This is a genomic window from Nocardioides lijunqiniae, assembly GCF_015024225.1.
Taxonomy (GTDB): domain Bacteria; phylum Actinomycetota; class Actinomycetes; order Propionibacteriales; family Nocardioidaceae; genus Nocardioides; species Nocardioides lijunqiniae.
Window position 1 is genome coordinate 15,852 of record NZ_JACJGM010000010.1, and the last position, 18,606, is coordinate 34,457.

Here is an 18,606-nt window from a genome sequence, read left to right on the forward strand (position 1 = left end):
ACCCACGTTCGGTCAACACGCGTGCTCTCGTCAGGACCTCTTGCGGGAGAGGAAGGCGAGCATCGCCTCGCGGGCCTCGTCGGAGGCGAAGAGCGAGGCGCTGAGGGCGGCCATCTCGTCGCCGCGAGCGGTGATGCGCTCCAGCAGGTCGGTGGCCAGCAGGCGCTTGGTCTCGCGCAGGCCCTGCGGCGATCCCGTCACCAGGGAGGCGACGACCTCGGCGACGGCCGCGTCCAGCTCGTCGGCCGGCACCGAGCGCGTGACCAGGCCCATGTCGACGGCCTGCGCTGCGGTGAACGCCTCCCCGGTGAGGAACGTGAGGGCCGCGGCGCGCGAGGTGAGACGGGGAAGGACGGTGAGCGAGATGACGGCCGGCGTGAGCCCGAGCTTGACCTCGGTGAGCGCGAAGCTGGCCTCGTCGGCCGCGACGACGATGTCGGAGGCGGCCACGAGGCCGATGCCGCCGGCGCGCACCGCGCCCTGCAGCCGCGTGACCACGGGCTTGCGCAGAGTCACGATCTGGCGCTGCATCTCCACGAGCACCTTCGCGCCCTCCTCCATGCCGCCCGAGGCCGCCTCGGAGAGGTCGGCGCCCGAGCAGAACACCCGTCCGGTCGCCTGGAGCACGACAACGCGCACGTCGGGGTCGCCGTCGGCGGCCTCGAGGTGCGCGAAGAGCTCGACGATGAGCTGCTGCGACAGGGCGTTGCGGTTGTGGGGCGAGTCCAGGGTGATGGTCGCGACGCCCTCGGCGACCTCGTAGTGGACCAGCTCGTCGGGGGCGGGGGTGACGTTCGACATGGCGGTCATCCTGCCGCACCCCCATCCGGAAGCGGCACGGTGACGAACACCTCTCCATGCGCACCCGACTGCTCTACGCCCTCTTCGGCCTGATGGCCGCCCTGCTGGGGGTGGCGACGGGCCACCTGGTCGCGTCGCTCCTCAACCCCGCCTCCTCCCCCGTGCTGGCGGTGGGCTCGACGGTCATCGACCTGACGCCCACGCCGATGAAGGAGTGGGCGATCCAGCAGTTCGGGAGCAACGACAAGATCATCCTGGTCGGGTCCGTGCTGCTCGTCGTGCTGCTGCTGGCCGCGGTGGCCGGGCTCCTCGCCCGCCGCCGGCTCGTCGTGGGCGCGGGGATGCTCGTGGTCCTCGTGGCCATCGCGGCCGGTGCCGCGATGACCCGCCCGGCCTCCGACGCGCTGGACCTGGTGCCCAGCCTGCTCACGGCCGTGGCCGGCGTGGCCGCCCTGTGGTGGCTGGACCGGGCGCACCGCACCGGCGCCGTCCTGCGGGACTCCTCCGGGGGCGAGCGCCTCACCCTCGGCTCCGACGCCCAGCGATCCGGGCCCTCCGAGCACTCGGGACGCTCCCAGCACCGCGCCAGCCGGCGCGGCGTCCTGGTGGCGCTGGGCGTGATCGCCGCCGCGACCGCCGTCATGGGCGGCGCGGGCCGCGTCATCGGCCGGCTGCGCAGCCGCCCCGAGGACATCGACCTCCCGGCCGCCGCGGACCCGGCGCCGCCGCTGCCGAGGGGCATCGAGGGCGACGTGCCCGGACTGACGTCGTTCCGCACGCCGACCAAGGACTTCTACCGGGTCGACACCCGCCTGGACACCCCGGTCATCAGCGCCGACGACTGGTCGCTGACCATCGACGGCGACGTCGACGAGGAGCTCACGTTCAGCTTCGACGACCTGCTCGAGATGGACCTCATCGAGCGCGACATCACCCTCACCTGCGTGTCCAACAGCGTCGGAGGGCCCTACGTCGGCGCCGCCCGCTGGACCGGGGTGCGGCTCACCGACCTGCTCGACATGGCCGGGGTGGGCAGCAAGGCCGACCAGATCCTCAGCACCGACTTCGAGGGGATGACGATCAGCACCCCGCTCGACCTGGCCACCGACGGCCGCGACGCGATGGTGGCGATCGGGATGAACGGCGCCGGCCTGCCCCGCGCCAACGGCTTCCCGGCCCGCCTCGTGATCCCGGGCCTCTACGGGTTCATCAGTGCCACGAAGTGGGTCACGCGGCTCACGCTGACGACGTACGCCGAGAAGTCGGCGTACTGGACCGACAAGGACTGGGACACCGACGCCCCGATCAAGATCTCGGCCCGCATCGACACCCCCAACGCCCTCGACGAGCTGCCGAAGGGCGAGAACCTCATCGGCGGCGTGGCCTGGGCCCAGCAGAAGGACGGCGTCGCGAAGGTCGAGGTCCGGGTGGACGGCGGGCCCTGGAAGCCGGCCGAGCTCGGCCCTGACGGCGGCAACGACTACTGGCGCCAGTGGGTCTACCGCTGGGACGCCGAGCCGGGCCAGCACACGATCGCCGCACGCGTCACCAGCGGCGACGGCGAGGTGCAGACCGCGGCGACCGCCGAGCCGTTCCCGGGCGGCTCCAGCGGCATCCACGAGTTCCTCGTGTCCGTGGCGTAGGCCGCGTGAGCCAGGTCACCGAAAACCTTCGGCGCGCACCAATCCGGATCCCCGGCAGCACCGAACCACTGTCAGACCAAGAGCACGACACCCCAACGGAAGGCACGACATCATGAAGCTCCAGACCCTCAGCCGCACCGGCGGCATCGCCGCCGCGGCGATCGCCCTGTCGCTCTCGCTCGCTGCCTGTGGCGGGGACGAGGAGTCCAGCTCGGGCTCCGACGACTCCTCCAGCTCCGCCGAGTCGACGCCCTCGGAGTCCGCCTCGGAGGAGTCCACCCCGGCCGAGCCCGCCGCCGACGGCCCGTTCGGCGACGGCTGCGCCGCCGTGCCGACCTCGGGTGCCGGCTCCTTCGACGGCATGGTCAAGGACCCGGTCGCCACCGCCGCCAGCAACAACCCGCTGCTCTCGACCCTGGTCACCGCGGTCGGCGAGGCCGGCCTCGCCGGCACCCTGAACGACCTGCCCGAGGCCACGGTCTTCGCCCCGGTCAACGACGCGTTCGCCGCGATCCCCGAGGACCAGCTCAACGCGATCCTGGCCGACAAGGCCATGCTCACCAAGATCCTGACCCACCACGTGGTGGCCGGGAAGCTGGACCCGACGGCCGTCGTCGGCGAGCAGACCACCGTCAACAAGGACACGCTGACCGTCGAGGGCGACGAGACCGGCATGACCGTCACGGACGGCGTGGCCACCGCCAACGTCATCTGCGGCAACGTCCCCACCGCCAACGCCACGGTCTACATCATCGACCAGGTGATGGCCGGCGCGAAGTGACCGTTTCCCAAGAGACGGTCTGAGCGCGAGGATCTGTTCCATGGACCCGACCGGACCCGCCATCGCCGGTGTCCCCTCCTGGGAGGGGGCACCGGCGGTGCCGGACCTCGGCGACCTGCTGAAGCTCTCCGCCCGCGGGGACCAGGCAGCATTCGCCCAGCTGTACGACGCCGTCGCCGCACGCGCCTACGGGCTCGCGCTGCGGGTCGTGCGTGACCCGGCGCAGGCCGAGGAGGTCACGCAGGAGGCGCTGCTGGAGCTGTGGCGGACCGCGAGCCGCTTCGACAGCGCGCTCGGGAGCCCCATGGCCTGGATCCTCACCATCGTGCACCGCAAGGCCGTCGACCGGGTCCGCTCGGCCGAGGCCTCCACCCGACGGGACACGACGTACCACGTGCAGAACCAGGCGGTGGACCACGACACCACCGCCGACGCCGCCCACGCCTCCCTGGAGGCCAGGCGGGTCAGGGACGCGCTGCAGAGTCTCACCGACGTGCAGCGCGAGGCCCTGGAGCTCGCCTACTTCGGCGGCTACACGCACACGGAAGTGGCCACCATGCTCGACCTCCCGGTCGGCACGGCCAAGACACGGATCCGCGACGGCCTGATCAGGCTGCGCGACACGATGGGGGTAGGAACATGAGCAGCGACATCCACGCGCTCTCGGGTGCCTACGCCGTCGACGCGCTCGACGACATCGAGCGCGCCCAGTTCGAGCGGCACCTCGCCGAGTGCGAGGCGTGCCGGGCCGAGGTCCGGAGCCTGCGCGAAGCGACGGCGTTGCTGGCCGAGGCCGTGCAGCAGGAGCCGCCCGCCGGGCTGCGCGACCGGGTGCTCGCCGGCATCGACACCGTGCGCCCCCTGCCGCCCCTCACCTCCCCCGCGTCCGCCCCCCTGACTCCCGTCGTCTCCTCCGACGCCGACGCACTGGGGACGCCGGCGTCGTCGGAGGCGTCGGGGAGCCGGCGCACCCGCCGCCGCTTCCCCGCCCTCGTCGCCGCGGCCTCGGTCGCCGCGGTGCTCGGCCTGGGCGGCGTCGTCGCCTCCCAGCCCTGGAAGGACGAGACCTCGCAGCCGCCGTCGGCGGTCGACCAGGTGCTCGCCGCCCCCGACGCCGAGTCGTGGGAGCAGCGCATGGACGACGGCGCGAAGGTGACGCTGACCCGCTCCGAGAAGCTCAACCGGGCGGTCGTCACCGCCGAGGGCATGCCCGAGCTCACCGACGAGCAGGTCTACGAGCTGTGGCTGCAGCACGACGGACGGATGGTCCCGGCCGGGGTGATGGACGGCGAGTCCGGCACCCTGCTGCTGGAGGGCGACCCCTCCACCGCCGAGGCCGCCGGCATCACGATCGAGCCTGCGGGAGGCTCCGAGGAGCCGACCACCGAGCCGATCATGACCTTCCCGTTCGAGCAAGTCTGATGACCCGCAGGGACCGCCACCGCGTCGCGGTGGTGGGATCCGGCGTGTCCGGACTCACCGCGGCGTACGTCGCCTCCGGCTCGGCCGAGGTCACGCTCTTCGAGGCCGACGACCGGCTCGGGGGCCACGCCGACACCCATCGCGTGAGCGAGGGCGACCGCGAGCTCGCGATCGACACCGGCTTCATCGTGCACAACGAGCGCACCTACCCGGTGCTCCTGCGGATGTTCGCCGAGCTCGGCGTCGCGACGCAGGAGTCGGAGATGTCGATGTCGATCCGCGACGACGGCACCGGGCTGGAGTGGGCCGGCGCGCTCGGCCGGCACGGCGTGTTCCCCTCCGCCCGACACCTCGCCGACCGCCGCTACCTGCGGATGCTCACCGAGATCCCGCGCTTCCACCGGCGAGCCCGCCGGCTGCTGGCGGCCGAGGGTCCCGAGGCCACCGAGGCCACCGAGGCCACCGACACGACGCTGCGTGCCTTCCTGGCCGACGGCGGGTTCACGCCGTACTTCACCCGACACTTCATGGAGCCGCTCGTCGCCGCCGTGTGGTCCTGCGACCCCGCGGTCTCCCTGGACTACCCCGCGCGCTACCTCTTCCGGTTCCTCGACCACCACGGCATGCTCGCGGTCTTCGGGTCGCCGCCGTGGCGCACGGTCACCGGCGGCTCGCACGAGTACGTCGGTCGCCTCGCCGCCCGGCTGGTCGAGCGAGGCGCGCACGTGCGCACCGGCACCAAGGTCACCTCGCTCCTCGAGACGCCCGACGGCGTCGAGGTCACCGACGGCAACGGCACCGTCACCACCTACGACGCCGTCGTGGTCGCCGCGCACCCGGCGCAGGCGCTCTCGATGCTGGCCGAGCCCACGCCCGCGCAGCGCGACGTGCTGGGCGCGATGCCCTACGAGCCCAACGTGGCCGTCCTGCACACCGACACCTCGCTGCTCCCGCGCAACCCGAGCACGTGGGCCTCGTGGAACCACCGCCGCACCGCCGACGACCGGGCCACCGGGGAGAACGGCGTGCTCGTCACCTACGACCTGACCCGGCTGCAGCGCCTCGACACCGACGTCCACTACCTCGTCACGCTCGGCGGTGAGCACCTCATCGACCCCACGACGGTCATCGACCGCATGGAGTACGAGCACCCGCTCTACAACCCGACGTCCGTGGCCGCCCAGCAGCGGCTGCCGGAGATCGACACCGACCGGGTCGCGTTCGCCGGCGCCTACCACGGCTGGGGCTTCCACGAGGACGGCGCGCGCTCGGGTCTCGCCGCCGCCGAGCGGCTCGGCTTCGGCTGGGTGGCGCCCGCCGAGCTGACCGTCGCCGGCCCCGACGTCGCGGACGGGCAGGTCTACGACACGACCATCCGGCACACCCGGCGCGCGCCGTTCGCCCGCACCTTCGAGCACCGCTCGCGCACCTGGCTGGTCGACCTCGACCGGCTCCCCGACCACGGCGTGCTGGGCAGCTTCGAGGCGCGCGACCACCTCGGCGACGCCGACCGGAGCATCCGCGCCAACGTGGAGGCCTTCCTGGCCGCCCACGACGTCCGGCTCGACGGCGGCCGCATCCTCATGGCCGCCCACGCCCGCGCGTTCGGCTACTGCTTCAACCCGATCACCGTCTTCTGGTGCTGGGACGCCGCCGGCGAGCTCGCCGCCACCGTCGTCGAGGTGCACAACACCTACGGCGACCGGCACGCCTACCTGGTCCACCCCGACGCCCAGGGCCGCACCTCGACCCCCAAGGCCATGTACGTCTCGCCGTTCCACGGCACCGACGGCACCTACGAGCTGGCCGTGCCCGTCCCGGGCCGCAGCCTGCAGGTCGCCGTCACGCTGCACAGCGACGACGGCGCCGTGTTCTCGGCGTCGCTCTCCGGGCGCCGGTCCTCGGCGAGCCCCTGGCGCGCGGCACCCGCAGCGCTGCGCGGCTCGGTCCTGATCCGCGCCCACGGCGTGTGGCTCTGGCTGCGCCGCCTGCCGATCCGTCCTCGTCCACCGCACCACCAGGAAGGAGTCTCGCGATGACGCTGACTCCCGCACGCCCGGCCGTCGACAGCTGGCCCGGCCTCGCCGTCGTCCCCTCCGGCCCCCGCGCCGCGGTCTCCGCACGCGTGGCCAAGCGCCTCTTCCGCGCCGCGATCGACCGCCTCGACGTCACCGTCGTCGCCGGCGACGAGACGTTCGGCAAGGGTGGTCCCGTCGCCGTCATCCACCGGCCCGACGAGTTCTACGCCCGCATCGGGCGCCACCAGCTGATCGGCTTCGGCGAGGCCTACCTCACCGGCGCGTGGGACACCCGCGAGCCCGGCGACCTCGGCGCCTTCCTCACGGTGCTGGCAGCGGAGGTCTCCGACCTCGTGCCCCAGAGCCTGCAGCGACTGCGGGCCGCAATCGTCGCCCGACCGCCCAGCCTGCACCGCAACACCGAGCACAACACGCGCGACAACATCGCGCACCACTACGACCTCTCCAACGACCTGTTCGAGCAGTTCCTCGACAGCTCGCTGAGCTACTCCTCGGCGCTCTTCCCCTCCGAGGTCGTCGACCGCGGTGACCACCTCCAGGCCACCGCGCCGTACGACGCCCCGGTGTCCGCCGGCCTGCACGACGCCCAGATCCACAAGATCGAGCGGATGCTCGACGAGGCTCACGTGGGCCCCGGCAGCCGCGTCCTCGAGATCGGCTCGGGCTGGGGCGAGCTCGCCATCCGCGCCGCCTCGCGCGGCGCGACGGTGCGCACGATCACCCTGTCCACCGAGCAGCAGGCGCTCGCGCGTCAGCGCGTGGCCGCCGCCGGCCTCAGCGAGCTGGTCTCGGTCGACCTGTGCGACTACCGCGCCGTCGACGGCTCCTACGACGCGGTGGTGTCGGTGGAGATGATCGAGGCGGTCGGCTGGGAGTACTGGCAGACCTACTTCCAGACCATCGACCGGGTGCTCGCGCCCGGCGGACGCGTCGTCATCCAGGCGATCACGATGCCGCACGACCGGATGCTCGCCACCCGGCGCACCTACACCTGGATCAACAAGTACATCTTCCCCGGCGGCTTCCTGCCCTCCGTGCAGGTGCTCGACGAGATCACCGACGACCACACCACGCTGGCGCTGACCGGGCGGCTGTCCTTCGGCGCCCACTACGCCGAGACGCTGCGCCTGTGGGACGAGGCCTTCCTGGCCGCCTCGCAGCGCATCCTGGGCCTCGGCTTCGACGGGACCTTCCTGCGGATGTGGCACTTCTACCTGGAGTACTCCCGCGCCGGCTTCGCCGCGGCGTACCTCGACGTCAACCAGCTGACGTTCACCCGCCCCACGGACAGCGTGTGAGCACGACCGCCGTCGCGCCGCGCCTGGCCGCGGCCGTCGCGCCGTTCGTCGGCGGCGAGCTGCCGGTCCGCCTGCGCGCCTGGGACGGCTCGGAGGCCGGCCCCGTCGACGCCCCTCTCGTCGAGCTCCGCTCGCCGTCCGCCGTACGCCGCCTGCTGCGGCACCCCGGAGAGCTCGGGGCCGCGCAGGCCTACGTCACGGGGGAGCTCGAGGTCCACGAGGTCGGAGGCTGGGACCTCGACGCCGCCCTCACCCATGCGTTCTCGGTCGCTCGCGACCGGGGACTGAGCGGTGGGCGGCCGAGCATCGGCGCGCTCGCGCGCGCCGTACGCACCGTCATGGGGATCGGTGCGCTCGGTCGTCCACCCGCTGCTCCAGCCTCGCAGGCCCGCATCCGCGGCCGCTTGCACAGCCCCCTGCGAGACCGACGGTCGATCAGCCACCACTACGACCTGTCGAACGAGTTCTACTCGCTGATCCTCGACCCGAGCATGGCCTACTCGTGCGGCTACCACGTCACGCCCGACGTGTCGCTCGAGGAGGCGCAGTCGGAGAAGCTGTCGCTCGTGTGCCGCAAGCTCGGCCTGGAGCCCGGCATGCGCCTGCTCGACGTCGGCTGCGGCTGGGGCTCGCTGTCCCTGCACGCCGCGGAGCACTTCGGCGCCCAGGTCACCGGCGTCACGATCGCGGCCGAGCAGAAGCGCTTCATCGACGCCCGGATCGCCGAGCGCGGCCTCCAGGACCGGGTGGAGATCCGTCTGCAGGACTACCGCGAGGTGCCCGAGCGCGACCACTTCGACGCCGTGTCGTCGCTGGAGATGGGCGAGCACGTCGGGCAGGACAACTACCCGACGTACGCCGAGGTCCTGCACCGCTCGGTGCGTCCCGGCGGGCGCGTGCTGGTGCAGCAGATGTCGCGCACCGGCGCCTGGCCCGGCGGCGGGCCGTTCATCGAGTCGTTCATCGCGCCCGACATGCACATGCGCCCCGTCGGCGAGACCGTCGCGCTGCTGGAGGGCTCGGGTCTCGAGGCCCGCGACGTGCACGCGCTGCGGGAGCACTACGTGCTCACGGTGGCCGGGTGGCTGCGGCGCTTCGAGAGCAACGTCGAGCGCCTCACCGAGCTCGTGGGCGAGGAGGTCGTGCGCGTCTGGCGGCTCTACCTCGTCGGCGGCGCCATGGCCTTCCGCGACGGGCGCATGGGCGTCGACCAGGTCCTCCTGGTCCGTCCCGGCGCCGCCCACACGCTGCCGTGGCAGCGTCACTGGTGAGCGACATCCTGGTTGTCAGCGCGACCGCTCTCGGGACGGCCGCGCTGCTCATGCTCCTCACGGCGCTGCTGGCGCGGCGGCTCGGCAGGGTCGCCGTCGTCGACGTCGCGTGGGGGCTCGGGTTCGTCCTGGTGGCCGCGGTCTCCGCGGTCGTCGGTGGCCTCGTCGACGACGGGGACGCCGACGCGCTCCGGCGGTGGCTCGTGCTGGGCCTCGTGGCGGCCTGGGGGCTCCGCTTGGCCTGGCACATCCGCCGCCGGGCCGTCGGCCACGGCGAGGACCCGCGCTACGAGAAGCTCCTCGGCGGCACGCTCGAGGACGTCGGCCTCGCCGTCGCCGTGCGCAAGGTGTTCCTCGTGCAGGGAGCCGCGCTCTGGTTCATCTCGCTGCCGGTCCAGGTGGGCGCGGTCTCCGAGGTCTGGACCTGGTGGCTCGTGGGCGCCGGCGCCGCGCTATGGGCCGTCGGCCTGGTCTTCGAGACCGTCGGCGACGCCCAGCTCGCGGCGTACAAGAGCGACCCGCAGCGTCCGCCGGTGATGGACCGCGGCCTGTGGCGCTACACGCGCCACCCCAACTACTTCGGCGACGCCTGTGTCTGGTGGGGTCTCTGGCTCATGGCCGGGCTCGGCTCCGGCTGGCAGGTCGGGCTCGCCACGGTCCTGGCTCCCGTGGCCATGACCTACTTCCTGGTCTTCGCCACCGGCGCCCGGCTGCTCGAGCAGACGATGATGAAGCGCGAGGGCTACCCGGCGTACGCCGCCCGCACCTCGATGTTCCTCCCGCGCCCGCCGCGCCGCCGGCCCGGCGGCGCCCGCCGCGCGGTCCGCGCCGGCTGAGGCTCTGTCAGAAGCCTGCCCGACTCCAGCGGGCCTCGGCTCGCGACCAGCAGGTGTCGTGGAGGTGGCGACCAGCCCAACTCTCCTGCGGGGACCGATCGGCGCGATTTTGTTGGTGCCGCCACGCCCGGAGCGTGCGTTTCGCTCTTCTCGGGACGTCCACCGTCCCGCCGCCCGCCTCGGTGGGCGGCTCCTCTCGGACAGGAGATCCACCATGAAGAGCATTCTGCTGACCCGCACCGCGACGACCGCGGCGCTGCTCACGGCCGCGACCGCCGCCGTCGTCGGCGGCACCGCCACCTCCGCGAGCGCCGGGTCCTGCACCAACGGCAGCGGGATCCAGTACTGCGGCGGCGTGACCAACTCGCCCGCCTCGCCGCGGGCGAAGCCCCTGCAGTACACCCTCAACTGGACCACGAGCGGGACCCCGGTCTCCTCCGGCTCCCTGGCCCCCGGCCGGGGCACCGGCGGCAACAACACCGGCATCGACGTGGACGGCTACTACATCCCGTCCGGCTGCGTCGGCTACGGCGGGACCGGCAACGGGCAGACGAGCGGCTGGTACAAGATCAACGACTTCACCCAGCCCACCATCACGCTCTACTGCTGAGCGAGCCCCGCACCGACGGCCGCCCGGCCGGTCGTCGACCCGAGGGTCATCGGATGTCGTGGCCGGGGTGGTCCGCGTCGTAGGAGTGGCGGGACCCGGCGATGTCGGCCCGGTGCTCGAGCGACCAGTCCGCCAGCGCCTTGACGAGGTGCGTCAGGCTGGCACCGGTCTCGGTGAGGCGGTAGTCGACCTGGGCCGGCACGGTCGGGTAGACGGTGCGCAGGACCAGGCCGTCCCGCTCCAACCGACGCACGGTCAGGGTCAGCATGCGTTGGGAGATGCCGTCGATCGCGCGCTGCAGCTGACGGAAGCGCCGGGGGCCGCCGGCGAGCTCGACGATGACGAGCACGGACCAGGTGTCGCCGATCCGGTCCAGGACGTCGCGGATCCCGCAGTCGGGATGGTCCGGCTGACCGCAGGGCTCGATGTCGGCAGCGCCGGCGGTTACCTCCGTGTGCCTCACTGACACGAAACTGCCTCCTTGTGGGTCGGTCCCAGGCGGTCGAGGATCTCAGCGTAGTTACTGATGGGAACCACGACAGGAGACACGACCGCATGATCATGGTGACCGGCGCGAACGGACAGCTCGCCTCGGGGACGCTTCGGGCGTTGGCCGAGCGCGGGGTGCCCGCTGTCGGCGGCAGCCGCGCGCCTCGCGACGGGCAGCGGCGCCTCGACTTCGACGACCCGACGAGCCTCGACCTCGCCGGCGTCTCGACGCTGGTGCTGGTCTCGGCGGGGTACGCCGAGGACGACCGGGTCATCGCTCGTCATCGTGCCGTCCTCGACGCTGCGATGCGCGACGGGGTCGGCCACGTCGTCTACACGAGCCTGACCACGGCGGGCGACCACCTCGGCTTCGCCCTCGCCCACCGGAGCACCGAGCGGATGATCGAGGACAGCGGTCTCTCCTGGACGATCCTGCGCAACGGGCTCTACGCCGAGCTGTTCGGCGCGCTGCTGACCTGGACCGACGACGGGCTGGCGTCCGCGTTCGGGGACGGGGCCCTCTCGGCGGTGGCGCGGACCGACCTGGCGGCGGCAGCCGCCATCGTGGCCGGCGACCCCGCCGCGCACGTCGGCAGGACCTACGACCTGGTCGGGGAGCCGATCACCGCGGCGGCCGTCGCCGGCACGCTGGGCGTGGCGCACCGGACCATCGGGCTCGGCGACTACCGCGCCCATCTCCTCGCCGACGAGTCCTTGCTGCCGTTCCAGCCGCCGATGCTCGTGTCGATCGCGGCCGGCGTCCGGTACGGGTTCCTCGGCGACACCACCACCCACCTCGCCGAGCTGCTCGGTCGACCGCCCGCCCGCCCTCTGGTCGTCGCGGCGGACACGGCGTCCGCCATGCGGCCCGCCCTCCGGTGACGCGCACGCACGGGCCGGGCTCCCTGCCTCAGGCGGGCTGCTCCGGCTCGGGGTCGGTCCTCGCCTGATCCTGCCGCTTGGCCCGCTCGTGGCGGCGACGCTGCTCCTCGGCGCGCTCGCGGATCCGGCGCAGGAACTCCTCGTCCTTGGCGGGGTCGCTCGCGGCCATCCGGCCCGGACGGTCGTACTCGGGGAACGACGACTGGATCGCCGACGGACGCGAGGTCTGCGGCCGGCCGGCGACGAGCCAGGCGACCGAGCCCACGAACGGGAAGAAGAGCACCAGCAGCAGCCAGATCGTCTTGGACAGGTTGCGGATGCGGCTCTCGTCGCTGCCGATGACGTCGACGAGGCAGAACACCCACAGGGCGAAGGTGACGACGGCGCCGAGCAGCTCGAGCTTGATCATGGACGGATTGTGGACCACCGTCGCCCGTCGTGCAGCCGGAATCCACCGACCCGCGTGCTCACATGTCGCGGTAGCGGCGCGCTGCCTCGAGAGCCGGACGAAGCACGTCGACGCCGGCGGGCCGTGCCGACCAGTCCGGGTACGTCGTGCCGGGCGTCGCGTACGGCGTCACGTAGGCGCTCGTGTCGCGCTGGACCCGCCAGCCCTCGGCGAGGGGGCCGAGGTCGAGGGCGTCGTAGCCGATCGCGTCGAGGAACGCGGTGACCGTCTCCTTGGCCGACGCGTCCTGACCGGCGATCGTGAGCGTCGAGCGCTCGGGGTCCCCCGCCGGCCGGGAGAGCACGGCCAGGTGGTCGACGTAGATGTTGTTGAAGCCCTTGACCACGTGGGAGTCGGGCAGGTGCGCCTGCAGCAGCTCGCTGGTCGTCGTGGACTCGTCGTCCAGCTCGGCGATGTGCCCGTCACGGTCGGGGTAGTAGTTGTTGGTGTCGATCACGACCTTGCCGCGCAGCGGCTCCACCGGCACCTGCCGGTAGCTCTTGAGCGGAACCGTCACGACGGCGATGTCGGCCGCCGCCGCGGCCTCCGCCGCGGTCGCGGCCCGCGCCCGCGGGCCGAGCTGCGCGACCAGGTCGGACAGCGTCTCGGGTCCACGGCTGTTGCTGAGCACCACGTCGAAGCCGGCCTCCACCGCCAGCCGTGCCACGGTGCTGCCGATGTTGCCGCTGCCGATGAGTCCGATGGTCGTCATGGTGGTGGAACGGCCCCGAGCGGCAGGGCATTCCGCGCCGCGTCACCGGCGCGTCACCGCCGCGCCGTCGCGGCCTCGTATCCTGCGACGCGTGACCCGTGACGAGACCCTGCCCGACGCCACCGACGAGGAGCTGGGCGAGGAGCTCGTCCGCCTGGCCTCCGCCGACAACTTCCGCGACGTCGCGGGCTCGGGCTACGCCACGGCCGACGGCGGCACGCTCCGGCGCGGGGTGCTCTTCCGCTCCAACGAGCTGACGCTGACCGACGAGGACGCCGACGCCCTGTCGAGGCTGGGGATCACCGCGATCTTCGACCTGCGCGACAGCCACGAGGTGGAGGCCCACCCCGATGCCCCGGTGCCCGGAGCCGACTGGCGCCACGTCGAGGTCAAGGGCATCCCCATGGACACCGTGACCACCCTGGAGTCGCGGGAGCAGGGACTGGCCGTGATGCGCGAGGTCTACCGCGGGTTCGTCCAGAAGGACGGCGGCCGCGACGCCTTCAGCACCCTGCTGCGCGAGATCGCCGCGGGCGAGGCGCCGCAGCTCTTCCACTGCACCGCCGGCAAGGACCGCACCGGCTGGGCGTCGGCTCTCCTGCTCCACGTGGCCGGGGTCGACCGCGCGACGGTGCTCGAGGACTACCTGCTCACCAACACGATCTCCTCGGCCACGCGGGCCAAGTACCTCGGCATGGTGCGCGAGCACCTCGGGGAGGAGAAGGTCGACGTCTACGAGACCGTCATGGTCGCGGACGCGGGCTACCTCCAGGAGGCCTACGACGCCGCCGACGCGACGTACGGCTCGCTCGACGGCTACCTCGCCGACGGGCTAGGGCTTGGTCCCGACACCCTGGCCGCCCTGCGCGCCCGCCTGGTCGTCCAGCGGGTCGTCTAGCGAGTCGTCCAGCGGGTCGGCCCGCGAGTCTGGCGGCGGCTGGTCGAGGGGCCCGTCGAGCTGGTCGCTCAGCTGCGCCCGGACGCTCTGCGTGCGGATGCTCTGGGTGCGTGCGCTGCGGCCGTCCTTCTCGTGCCCCTCGAGCACGATCTCGTGGGTGTCGCCGTCGCGACCGTCGAAGCGGACGGTCACCGTCTCGAACCCCTTGTGCCGCTGCATCTGCGCGTACATCGCGTAGACCCGCCGGTCGGCCTCGGTGAGGTCGACCGAGTCGGTGAACGGCGTCAGCAGCGCGCGCGGCCACAGCCTCTGCGCCAGCACGACGTTGAGCTCCACGCCAAGCACGCCGATCACGGCGGCGATGTAGATCAGCCCGATCAGGCCGAGGACGAGGCCGAAGGTCTTGTTCATCGAGCTGGTGCCGCCCAGCACGTTGGTGGCGTAGACCGTCCCGGCGTGCTGCAGCGCCTGCCAGCCGATCGCGACCAGGAACGCCCCGGGCGCCGTCCGCAGGAAGTGGTCGCGGCGCGGCGAGGCCAGGCGGAAGAGCAGGGTCAGCACCAGGCCGACCACGACGACCGTGCCGGCGAGGATCACCCAGCGGATGGTGGTGTTGATCTCGGCGCCGAAGTTCTCAGCGTTGCTGCCGAGGACCCCGACCGCGGACAGCACCAGCACCGCGATGCCGGCGGCCGCCAGGAGGGCGAGGCTCTTGAACCGCAGCAGGAAGGGGTTGGGGCGGCTGTTGCGCGGCACGGCGTACGCCGTCGCCATCGTGTTCTGCGCGGCCATGCCCAGGCCAAGGCAGCCGTACATCGCCGCGAGCGACCCGACCACGACCGCACCCGTCGAGCCGCGCAGCCCCTCGGGCCGACCCAGCTGGTCGCCGATGATGGGGAAGTTGCTCAGCGCGGAGTTGAGCACCTCCTCCTGCAGCTCGGGGTTGCCCTGCAGGATGAAGCCGAAGATCGAGGTCGCCAGCAGCAGCAGCGGGAAGATGGCGACGAAGGCGTAGTAGGTCAGCGCCGCCGACAGGTAGTTGCCCTGGTCGTCGAAGAACTTGTAGATCGTGGCGATCGGCACGCCCAGCACCCGGAAGCGCCGCTGCGTGCGATCGACCTTCCCGACGACGTTGGCCACAGGCTCACGGTACTGGTGATGTCCCCGGGGGCGTGGTTTATAGGCTCGCTGCACTCGCACCTCCACCACCGAGGGGGTGCCCCCTCCACACGGCGTGGTTTCGAGGCTCGCTGCGCTCGCACCTCGACCACCGAGAGCGACCCTCGGTGGTCGAGGTGCGAGGAGCGCCAGCGACGAGCCTCGAGACCACCCCGCCGGCTCAGTAGGACTTCGGCAGCCCCAGGGAGTGCATCGAGACGAAGTTCAGGATCATCTCGCGGCTGACGGGGGCGATCCGGCCGGCGCGGGTGGCGACGAGGAGGCCGGCCATGCCGTACTCCTGCGTGATGCCGTTGCCGCCGTGGGTCTGCACCGCGCGGTCGGCGGCGTCGCAGGCGGCCTCGGCCGCGGCGTACTTGGCCATGTTGGCGGCCTCGCCGGCGCCCAGGTCGTCGCCGGCGTCGTAGAGGGCCGCGGCCTTCTGGGTCATCAGCCGGGCCAGCTCGATCTCGATGTGCGACTGCGCCAGCGGGTGGGCCACGGCCTGGTGGGCGCCGATCGGGGTCTTGAAGACGACCCGCTCCTTGGCGTAGGCCGTCGCCTTGTCCAGCGCGTAGCGGGCCAGGCCGGTCGAGAACGCCGCCGCCATGATGCGCTCCGGGTTGAGGCCCGCGAAGAGCTGCACCAGCCCGCCGTCCTCGTCGCCCACGAGCGCGTCGGCCGGGAGCCGGACGTCGTCGAGGAACACCTGGAACTGCAGCTCGGGGCTGACGATCTCCATCGCGATCGCCTTGGCCTCCAGGCCCGGCGCGTCTGTGGGCACCACGAACAGGCAGGGCTTGAGCTTGCCCGTCCTCGCGTCCTCGGCGCGCGCGACCACCAGGACGTTGTCGGCCTCGTCGACGCCGGAGATGTAGATCTTGCGCCCGTTGAGCACCCACCCGTCGCCGTCGCGCCGGGCGGTGGTGGTGATGTTGTGCGTGTTGGTGCCGGCGTCGGGCTCGGTGATCGCGAACGCCATCGTGCCGGTGCCGTCGCAGAGGCCGGGCAGCCAGCGCTGCTTCTGCTCCTCGGTGCCGTAGCGGCTGATGATCGTGCCGCAGATCGCCGGGCTGACGACCATCAGCAGCAGCGGGCAGCCCTGCGCCGAGAGTTCCTCGCAGACGGCCGCGATGTCGCCGATCCCGCCACCACCGCCGCCGTACTGCTCGGGGATGTTGATGCCGAGGTAGCCGTTCTTGCCGATCTCCAGCCACAGGTCGGTGGTCTTCCCACCCGAGCGCGCCTTCTCGGTGAACCAGTCGCGGCCGTACTTCGAGGCCAGCCTGCGCACCGCCGCCCGCAGCTCCTGGCGCTCCTCGGTCTCCGTGAACGTGGTCATGCTTCTTCTCCTGTCTCGACGACGGCGAGGACCTCGCCGGCGGCGACCTGGGTGCCTTGCTGGACGTGGATCTCGGTGACCGTGCCGTCGTGCGGCGCGCTCACGGTGTGCTGCATCTTCATGGCCTCGAGGACCAGGACGGGGTCGCCGGCGGCGACCGTGGCGCCGGGCTCGACGGCGACGCGGACGACGGTGCCGGGCATCGGCGCCAGCAGGCTGCCGCTCGCCACCTGCTCGGCCGGGTCGACGAAGCGCGGGGTGCGCACCAGGCGGGCGTGGCCCAGCGGCCCGTCCACCTCGACGGCGTCGCCGTCGACCCGGACGGCGTACGTCGCGGCGACGCCCTGCGCCTCCAGCGTCACCTCGTCGGTGCCGGCGGCCAGCACGGTGACGTCGTCGAACGCGTAGCCGTCGCGGCCCCCGAGCCAGCTGACCTCGTGGTCGCCGAAGGTGGTCGTCTGGGGCTGCGAGACGACGTTGCGCCACGCGACGGGCACCCCGCGCTGGACGGTGCGCCTCCCCCGCGCGTCCTCGGCGAGCGCCACCGCGGCCGCGACCTGCAGGTGACGGTGCGGCTCCGTCGACCCGCCCGCCTCCACCACGGAGGTGCGCTCGAGGAAGTCCGTGCTCACCTGGCCGTCGAGGAACGACTGCTCGCGCAGGATCCGCACCAGCAGGTCGCGGTTGGTGGTCAGCCCGTGGATGCGCGCCCGGTCGAGTGCGCCCGCGAGCCGTCGGGCCGCGGCCGCACGCGTGGGCGCCACCGCGATCACCTTGGCCAGCATCGCGTCGTAGTGCGTCGACACCTCGCTGCCGGACGTGAAGCCCGACTCCACCCGGATGCCCGGGCCGGCCGGGATCTCGAACGCCGTCAGGGTGCCGCTCTGGGGCTGGTAGCCGGCCGCGGGGTCCTCGGCGTAGAGCCGCACCTCGATCGCGTGGCCCTGCGGCGTCCAGTCTCCGGCCGGCAGCACGCCGCTCTCCGCGACGGCGAGCTGCAGCTCGACCAGGTCGACGCCCCAGACCTCCTCGGTGACCGGGTGCTCGACCTGCAGGCGGGTGTTCATCTCGAGGAAGAAGAAGCGCTCGGTGGCGGCGTCGTAGAGGAACTCCACGGTGCCGGCGCCGACGTATCCGATCGCCTCGCCCGCGGCGCGGGCCGCGTCGTGCAGCTGCGTGACGACCGCCGGGTCGAGATCGGGAGCGGGCGCCTCCTCGACGACCTTCTGATGACGGCGCTGGATCGAGCAGTCGCGCTCGCCGAGCACCAGCACGCCGTCGCGGTGGCCGACGACCTGGACCTCGACGTGGCGACCGCGCTCGACGTAGGACTCCACGAAGACGGTGCCGTCGCCGAACGCCGACTCGGCCTCGCGGCGCGCGGCCTCGATCTCGCCGGGCAGGTCGGCGAGCTCGCGCACGATCCGCATGCCGCGCCCGCCGCCGCCCGCCGAGGCCTTCACGATCAGCGGCAGGTCGGCGTCGGTGGCGTCGTCGACGGTGAGGTTGCGCAGCACCGGGACGCCGGCCGCCTCCATCAGCCTCTTGGACTCGATCTTGGACCCCATCCGGCGGATCGAGTCGGCCGCGGGGCCGATCCAGGTGCGACCGGCGTCGAGCACGGCCTGGGCGAACTCGGCGTTCTCCGACAGGAACCCGTAGCCGGGGTGGATCGCGTCGGCGCCGGTGATCCGCGCCGCCTCGAGCACCAGGTCGGAGCGCAGGTAGGTCTCCGCGGGCGCGTTGCCCGGCAGGCGCACCGCGACCGTCGCCTCGCGGACGTAGGGCAGGTCGGCGTCGGCGTCGGAGTGGAGCGCCACGGTCTCGATGCCGAGGTCGCGGCAGGTGCGGAACACCCGGCTCGCGATCTCGGCGCGGTTGGCCACCAATACTCTGCTGATCATGTCGTACCTCTCACTGGGTTTCGACGCGCCCGTTGCGACCTCGTGCCTCGGTCGCAGGGCTTGCTCAACCTC

The 18,606-nt window shown here is 72.6% G+C and carries 17 protein-coding genes and 1 pseudogene; 11 read left to right on the top strand and 7 right to left on the bottom strand.

Features of this window, described 5'->3' with window-relative positions; translation table 11 throughout:
• Positions 1-30 precede the first annotated feature (30 nt).
• Positions 31-801, bottom strand: coding sequence for an enoyl-CoA hydratase family protein (locus IRQ30_RS08530; protein WP_227467257.1), 771 nt, complete (start codon positions 799-801; stop codon positions 31-33).
• Between the two features lie 56 nt (positions 802-857).
• On the opposite strand from IRQ30_RS08530, the gene IRQ30_RS08535 reads away from it, so the two are divergent.
• From IRQ30_RS08535 to IRQ30_RS08575, 9 genes are all read left to right on the top strand, one after another.
• Positions 858-2,444, top strand: coding sequence for a molybdopterin-dependent oxidoreductase (locus tag IRQ30_RS08535; RefSeq protein WP_193612508.1), 1,587 nt, complete (start codon positions 858-860; stop codon positions 2,442-2,444).
• Positions 2,445-2,556: 112 nt separating this feature from the next.
• Positions 2,557-3,225, top strand: a complete 669-nt coding sequence (locus IRQ30_RS08540) for a fasciclin domain-containing protein (protein WP_193612509.1) — start codon at positions 2,557-2,559, stop codon at positions 3,223-3,225.
• A 40-nt stretch (positions 3,226-3,265) separates the two neighbouring features.
• Entirely contained in the window at positions 3,266-3,868 is a 603-nt protein-coding gene (gene sigK, locus IRQ30_RS08545) for an ECF RNA polymerase sigma factor SigK (protein ID WP_193612510.1), read from the top strand.
• Positions 3,865-4,647: an anti-sigma factor gene (locus tag IRQ30_RS08550; RefSeq protein ID WP_193612511.1), complete on the top strand. Its 783-nt coding sequence runs from the start codon at positions 3,865-3,867 to the stop codon at positions 4,645-4,647. Before sigK ends, IRQ30_RS08550 begins: the two co-directional genes overlap by 4 nt.
• Positions 4,647-6,686 carry an FAD-dependent oxidoreductase gene (locus IRQ30_RS08555; protein ID WP_193612512.1) on the top strand — a complete coding sequence of 680 codons (2,040 nt, stop codon included), beginning with the start codon at positions 4,647-4,649 and terminating at the stop codon, positions 6,684-6,686. Before IRQ30_RS08550 ends, IRQ30_RS08555 begins: the two co-directional genes overlap by 1 nt.
• Positions 6,683-7,984 carry an SAM-dependent methyltransferase gene (locus tag IRQ30_RS08560; RefSeq protein WP_193612513.1) on the top strand — a complete coding sequence of 434 codons (1,302 nt, stop codon included), beginning with the start codon at positions 6,683-6,685 and terminating at the stop codon, positions 7,982-7,984. The genes IRQ30_RS08555 and IRQ30_RS08560 overlap by 4 nt, the downstream gene beginning before the upstream one ends.
• The gene (locus tag IRQ30_RS08565) at positions 7,981-9,255 is read left to right on the top strand and encodes a class I SAM-dependent methyltransferase (RefSeq protein WP_193612514.1); all 1,275 of its coding nucleotides are present in this window, start codon (positions 7,981-7,983) and stop codon (positions 9,253-9,255) included. Before IRQ30_RS08560 ends, IRQ30_RS08565 begins: the two co-directional genes overlap by 4 nt.
• The gene (locus IRQ30_RS08570; protein ID WP_338089625.1) at positions 9,252-10,091 is read left to right on the top strand and encodes a DUF1295 domain-containing protein; all 840 of its coding nucleotides are present in this window, start codon (positions 9,252-9,254) and stop codon (positions 10,089-10,091) included. The genes IRQ30_RS08565 and IRQ30_RS08570 overlap by 4 nt, the downstream gene beginning before the upstream one ends.
• Positions 10,092-10,305: 214 nt before the next feature.
• Positions 10,306-10,701: a hypothetical protein gene (locus IRQ30_RS08575; RefSeq protein WP_193612515.1), complete on the top strand. Its 396-nt coding sequence runs from the start codon at positions 10,306-10,308 to the stop codon at positions 10,699-10,701.
• Between the two features lie 46 nt (positions 10,702-10,747).
• Here IRQ30_RS08575 and IRQ30_RS08580 read toward each other — a convergent pair whose 3' ends face one another.
• Positions 10,748-11,164, bottom strand: coding sequence for a winged helix-turn-helix transcriptional regulator (locus IRQ30_RS08580; protein ID WP_338089626.1), 417 nt, complete (start codon positions 11,162-11,164; stop codon positions 10,748-10,750).
• Positions 11,165-11,256: 92 nt separating this feature from the next.
• Here IRQ30_RS08580 and IRQ30_RS08585 point away from each other — a divergent pair, with 92 nt between their 5' ends.
• Positions 11,257-12,072 carry an NAD(P)H-binding protein gene (locus tag IRQ30_RS08585; protein ID WP_193612517.1) on the top strand — a complete coding sequence of 272 codons (816 nt, stop codon included), beginning with the start codon at positions 11,257-11,259 and terminating at the stop codon, positions 12,070-12,072.
• Between the two features lie 28 nt (positions 12,073-12,100).
• Here IRQ30_RS08585 and IRQ30_RS08590 read toward each other — a convergent pair whose 3' ends face one another.
• Both IRQ30_RS08590 and IRQ30_RS08595 read right to left on the bottom strand, forming a co-directional pair.
• Entirely contained in the window at positions 12,101-12,481 is a 381-nt protein-coding gene (locus IRQ30_RS08590) for a PLD nuclease N-terminal domain-containing protein (RefSeq protein WP_193612518.1), read from the bottom strand.
• A 58-nt stretch (positions 12,482-12,539) separates the two neighbouring features.
• Positions 12,540-13,241: pseudogene (locus IRQ30_RS08595) on the bottom strand (NADPH-dependent F420 reductase); the annotation flags it as partial.
• Positions 13,242-13,323: 82 nt separating this feature from the next.
• Between IRQ30_RS08595 and IRQ30_RS08600 the strand changes: the two are divergent.
• Entirely contained in the window at positions 13,324-14,130 is an 807-nt protein-coding gene (locus IRQ30_RS08600) for a tyrosine-protein phosphatase (RefSeq protein WP_193612520.1), read from the top strand.
• Here IRQ30_RS08600 and IRQ30_RS08605 read toward each other — a convergent pair.
• The 3 genes from IRQ30_RS08605 to IRQ30_RS08615 all read right to left on the bottom strand — a co-directional run bounded on the left by IRQ30_RS08605 (position 14,065) and on the right by IRQ30_RS08615 (position 18,534).
• Complete coding sequence (locus IRQ30_RS08605) at positions 14,065-15,270, bottom strand: YhjD/YihY/BrkB family envelope integrity protein (RefSeq protein ID WP_193612521.1); 1,206 nt, start codon at positions 15,268-15,270, stop codon at positions 14,065-14,067. The genes IRQ30_RS08600 and IRQ30_RS08605 overlap by 66 nt on opposite strands.
• 199 nt (positions 15,271-15,469) lie before the next feature.
• Complete coding sequence (locus IRQ30_RS08610; RefSeq protein WP_193612522.1) at positions 15,470-16,630, bottom strand: acyl-CoA dehydrogenase family protein; 1,161 nt, start codon at positions 16,628-16,630, stop codon at positions 15,470-15,472.
• Positions 16,627-18,534, bottom strand: a complete 1,908-nt coding sequence (locus IRQ30_RS08615) for an ATP-binding protein (protein ID WP_193612523.1) — start codon at positions 18,532-18,534, stop codon at positions 16,627-16,629. The genes IRQ30_RS08610 and IRQ30_RS08615 overlap by 4 nt, the downstream gene beginning before the upstream one ends.
• Positions 18,535-18,606: the final 72 nt, after the last annotated feature.

Coding starts and splice junctions, on each gene's coding strand:
- IRQ30_RS08610 (WP_193612522.1), bottom strand. CDS start 16,630: ATGACCACGTTCACGGAGACCGAGGAGCGCCAGGAGCTGCGGGCGGCG.
- IRQ30_RS08585 (WP_193612517.1), top strand. CDS start 11,257: ATGATCATGGTGACCGGCGCGAACGGACAGCTCGCCTCGGGGACGCTT.
- IRQ30_RS08560 (WP_193612513.1), top strand. CDS start 6,683: ATGACGCTGACTCCCGCACGCCCGGCCGTCGACAGCTGGCCCGGCCTC.
- IRQ30_RS08590 (WP_193612518.1), bottom strand. CDS start 12,481: ATGATCAAGCTCGAGCTGCTCGGCGCCGTCGTCACCTTCGCCCTGTGG.
- IRQ30_RS08615 (WP_193612523.1), bottom strand. CDS start 18,534: ATGATCAGCAGAGTATTGGTGGCCAACCGCGCCGAGATCGCGAGCCGG.
- IRQ30_RS08550 (WP_193612511.1), top strand. CDS start 3,865: ATGAGCAGCGACATCCACGCGCTCTCGGGTGCCTACGCCGTCGACGCG.
- IRQ30_RS08530 (WP_227467257.1), bottom strand. CDS start 801: ATGTCGAACGTCACCCCCGCCCCCGACGAGCTGGTCCACTACGAGGTC.
- IRQ30_RS08575 (WP_193612515.1), top strand. CDS start 10,306: ATGAAGAGCATTCTGCTGACCCGCACCGCGACGACCGCGGCGCTGCTC.
- IRQ30_RS08535 (WP_193612508.1), top strand. CDS start 858: ATGCGCACCCGACTGCTCTACGCCCTCTTCGGCCTGATGGCCGCCCTG.
- sigK (WP_193612510.1), top strand. CDS start 3,266: ATGGACCCGACCGGACCCGCCATCGCCGGTGTCCCCTCCTGGGAGGGG.
- IRQ30_RS08555 (WP_193612512.1), top strand. CDS start 4,647: ATGACCCGCAGGGACCGCCACCGCGTCGCGGTGGTGGGATCCGGCGTG.
- IRQ30_RS08540 (WP_193612509.1), top strand. CDS start 2,557: ATGAAGCTCCAGACCCTCAGCCGCACCGGCGGCATCGCCGCCGCGGCG.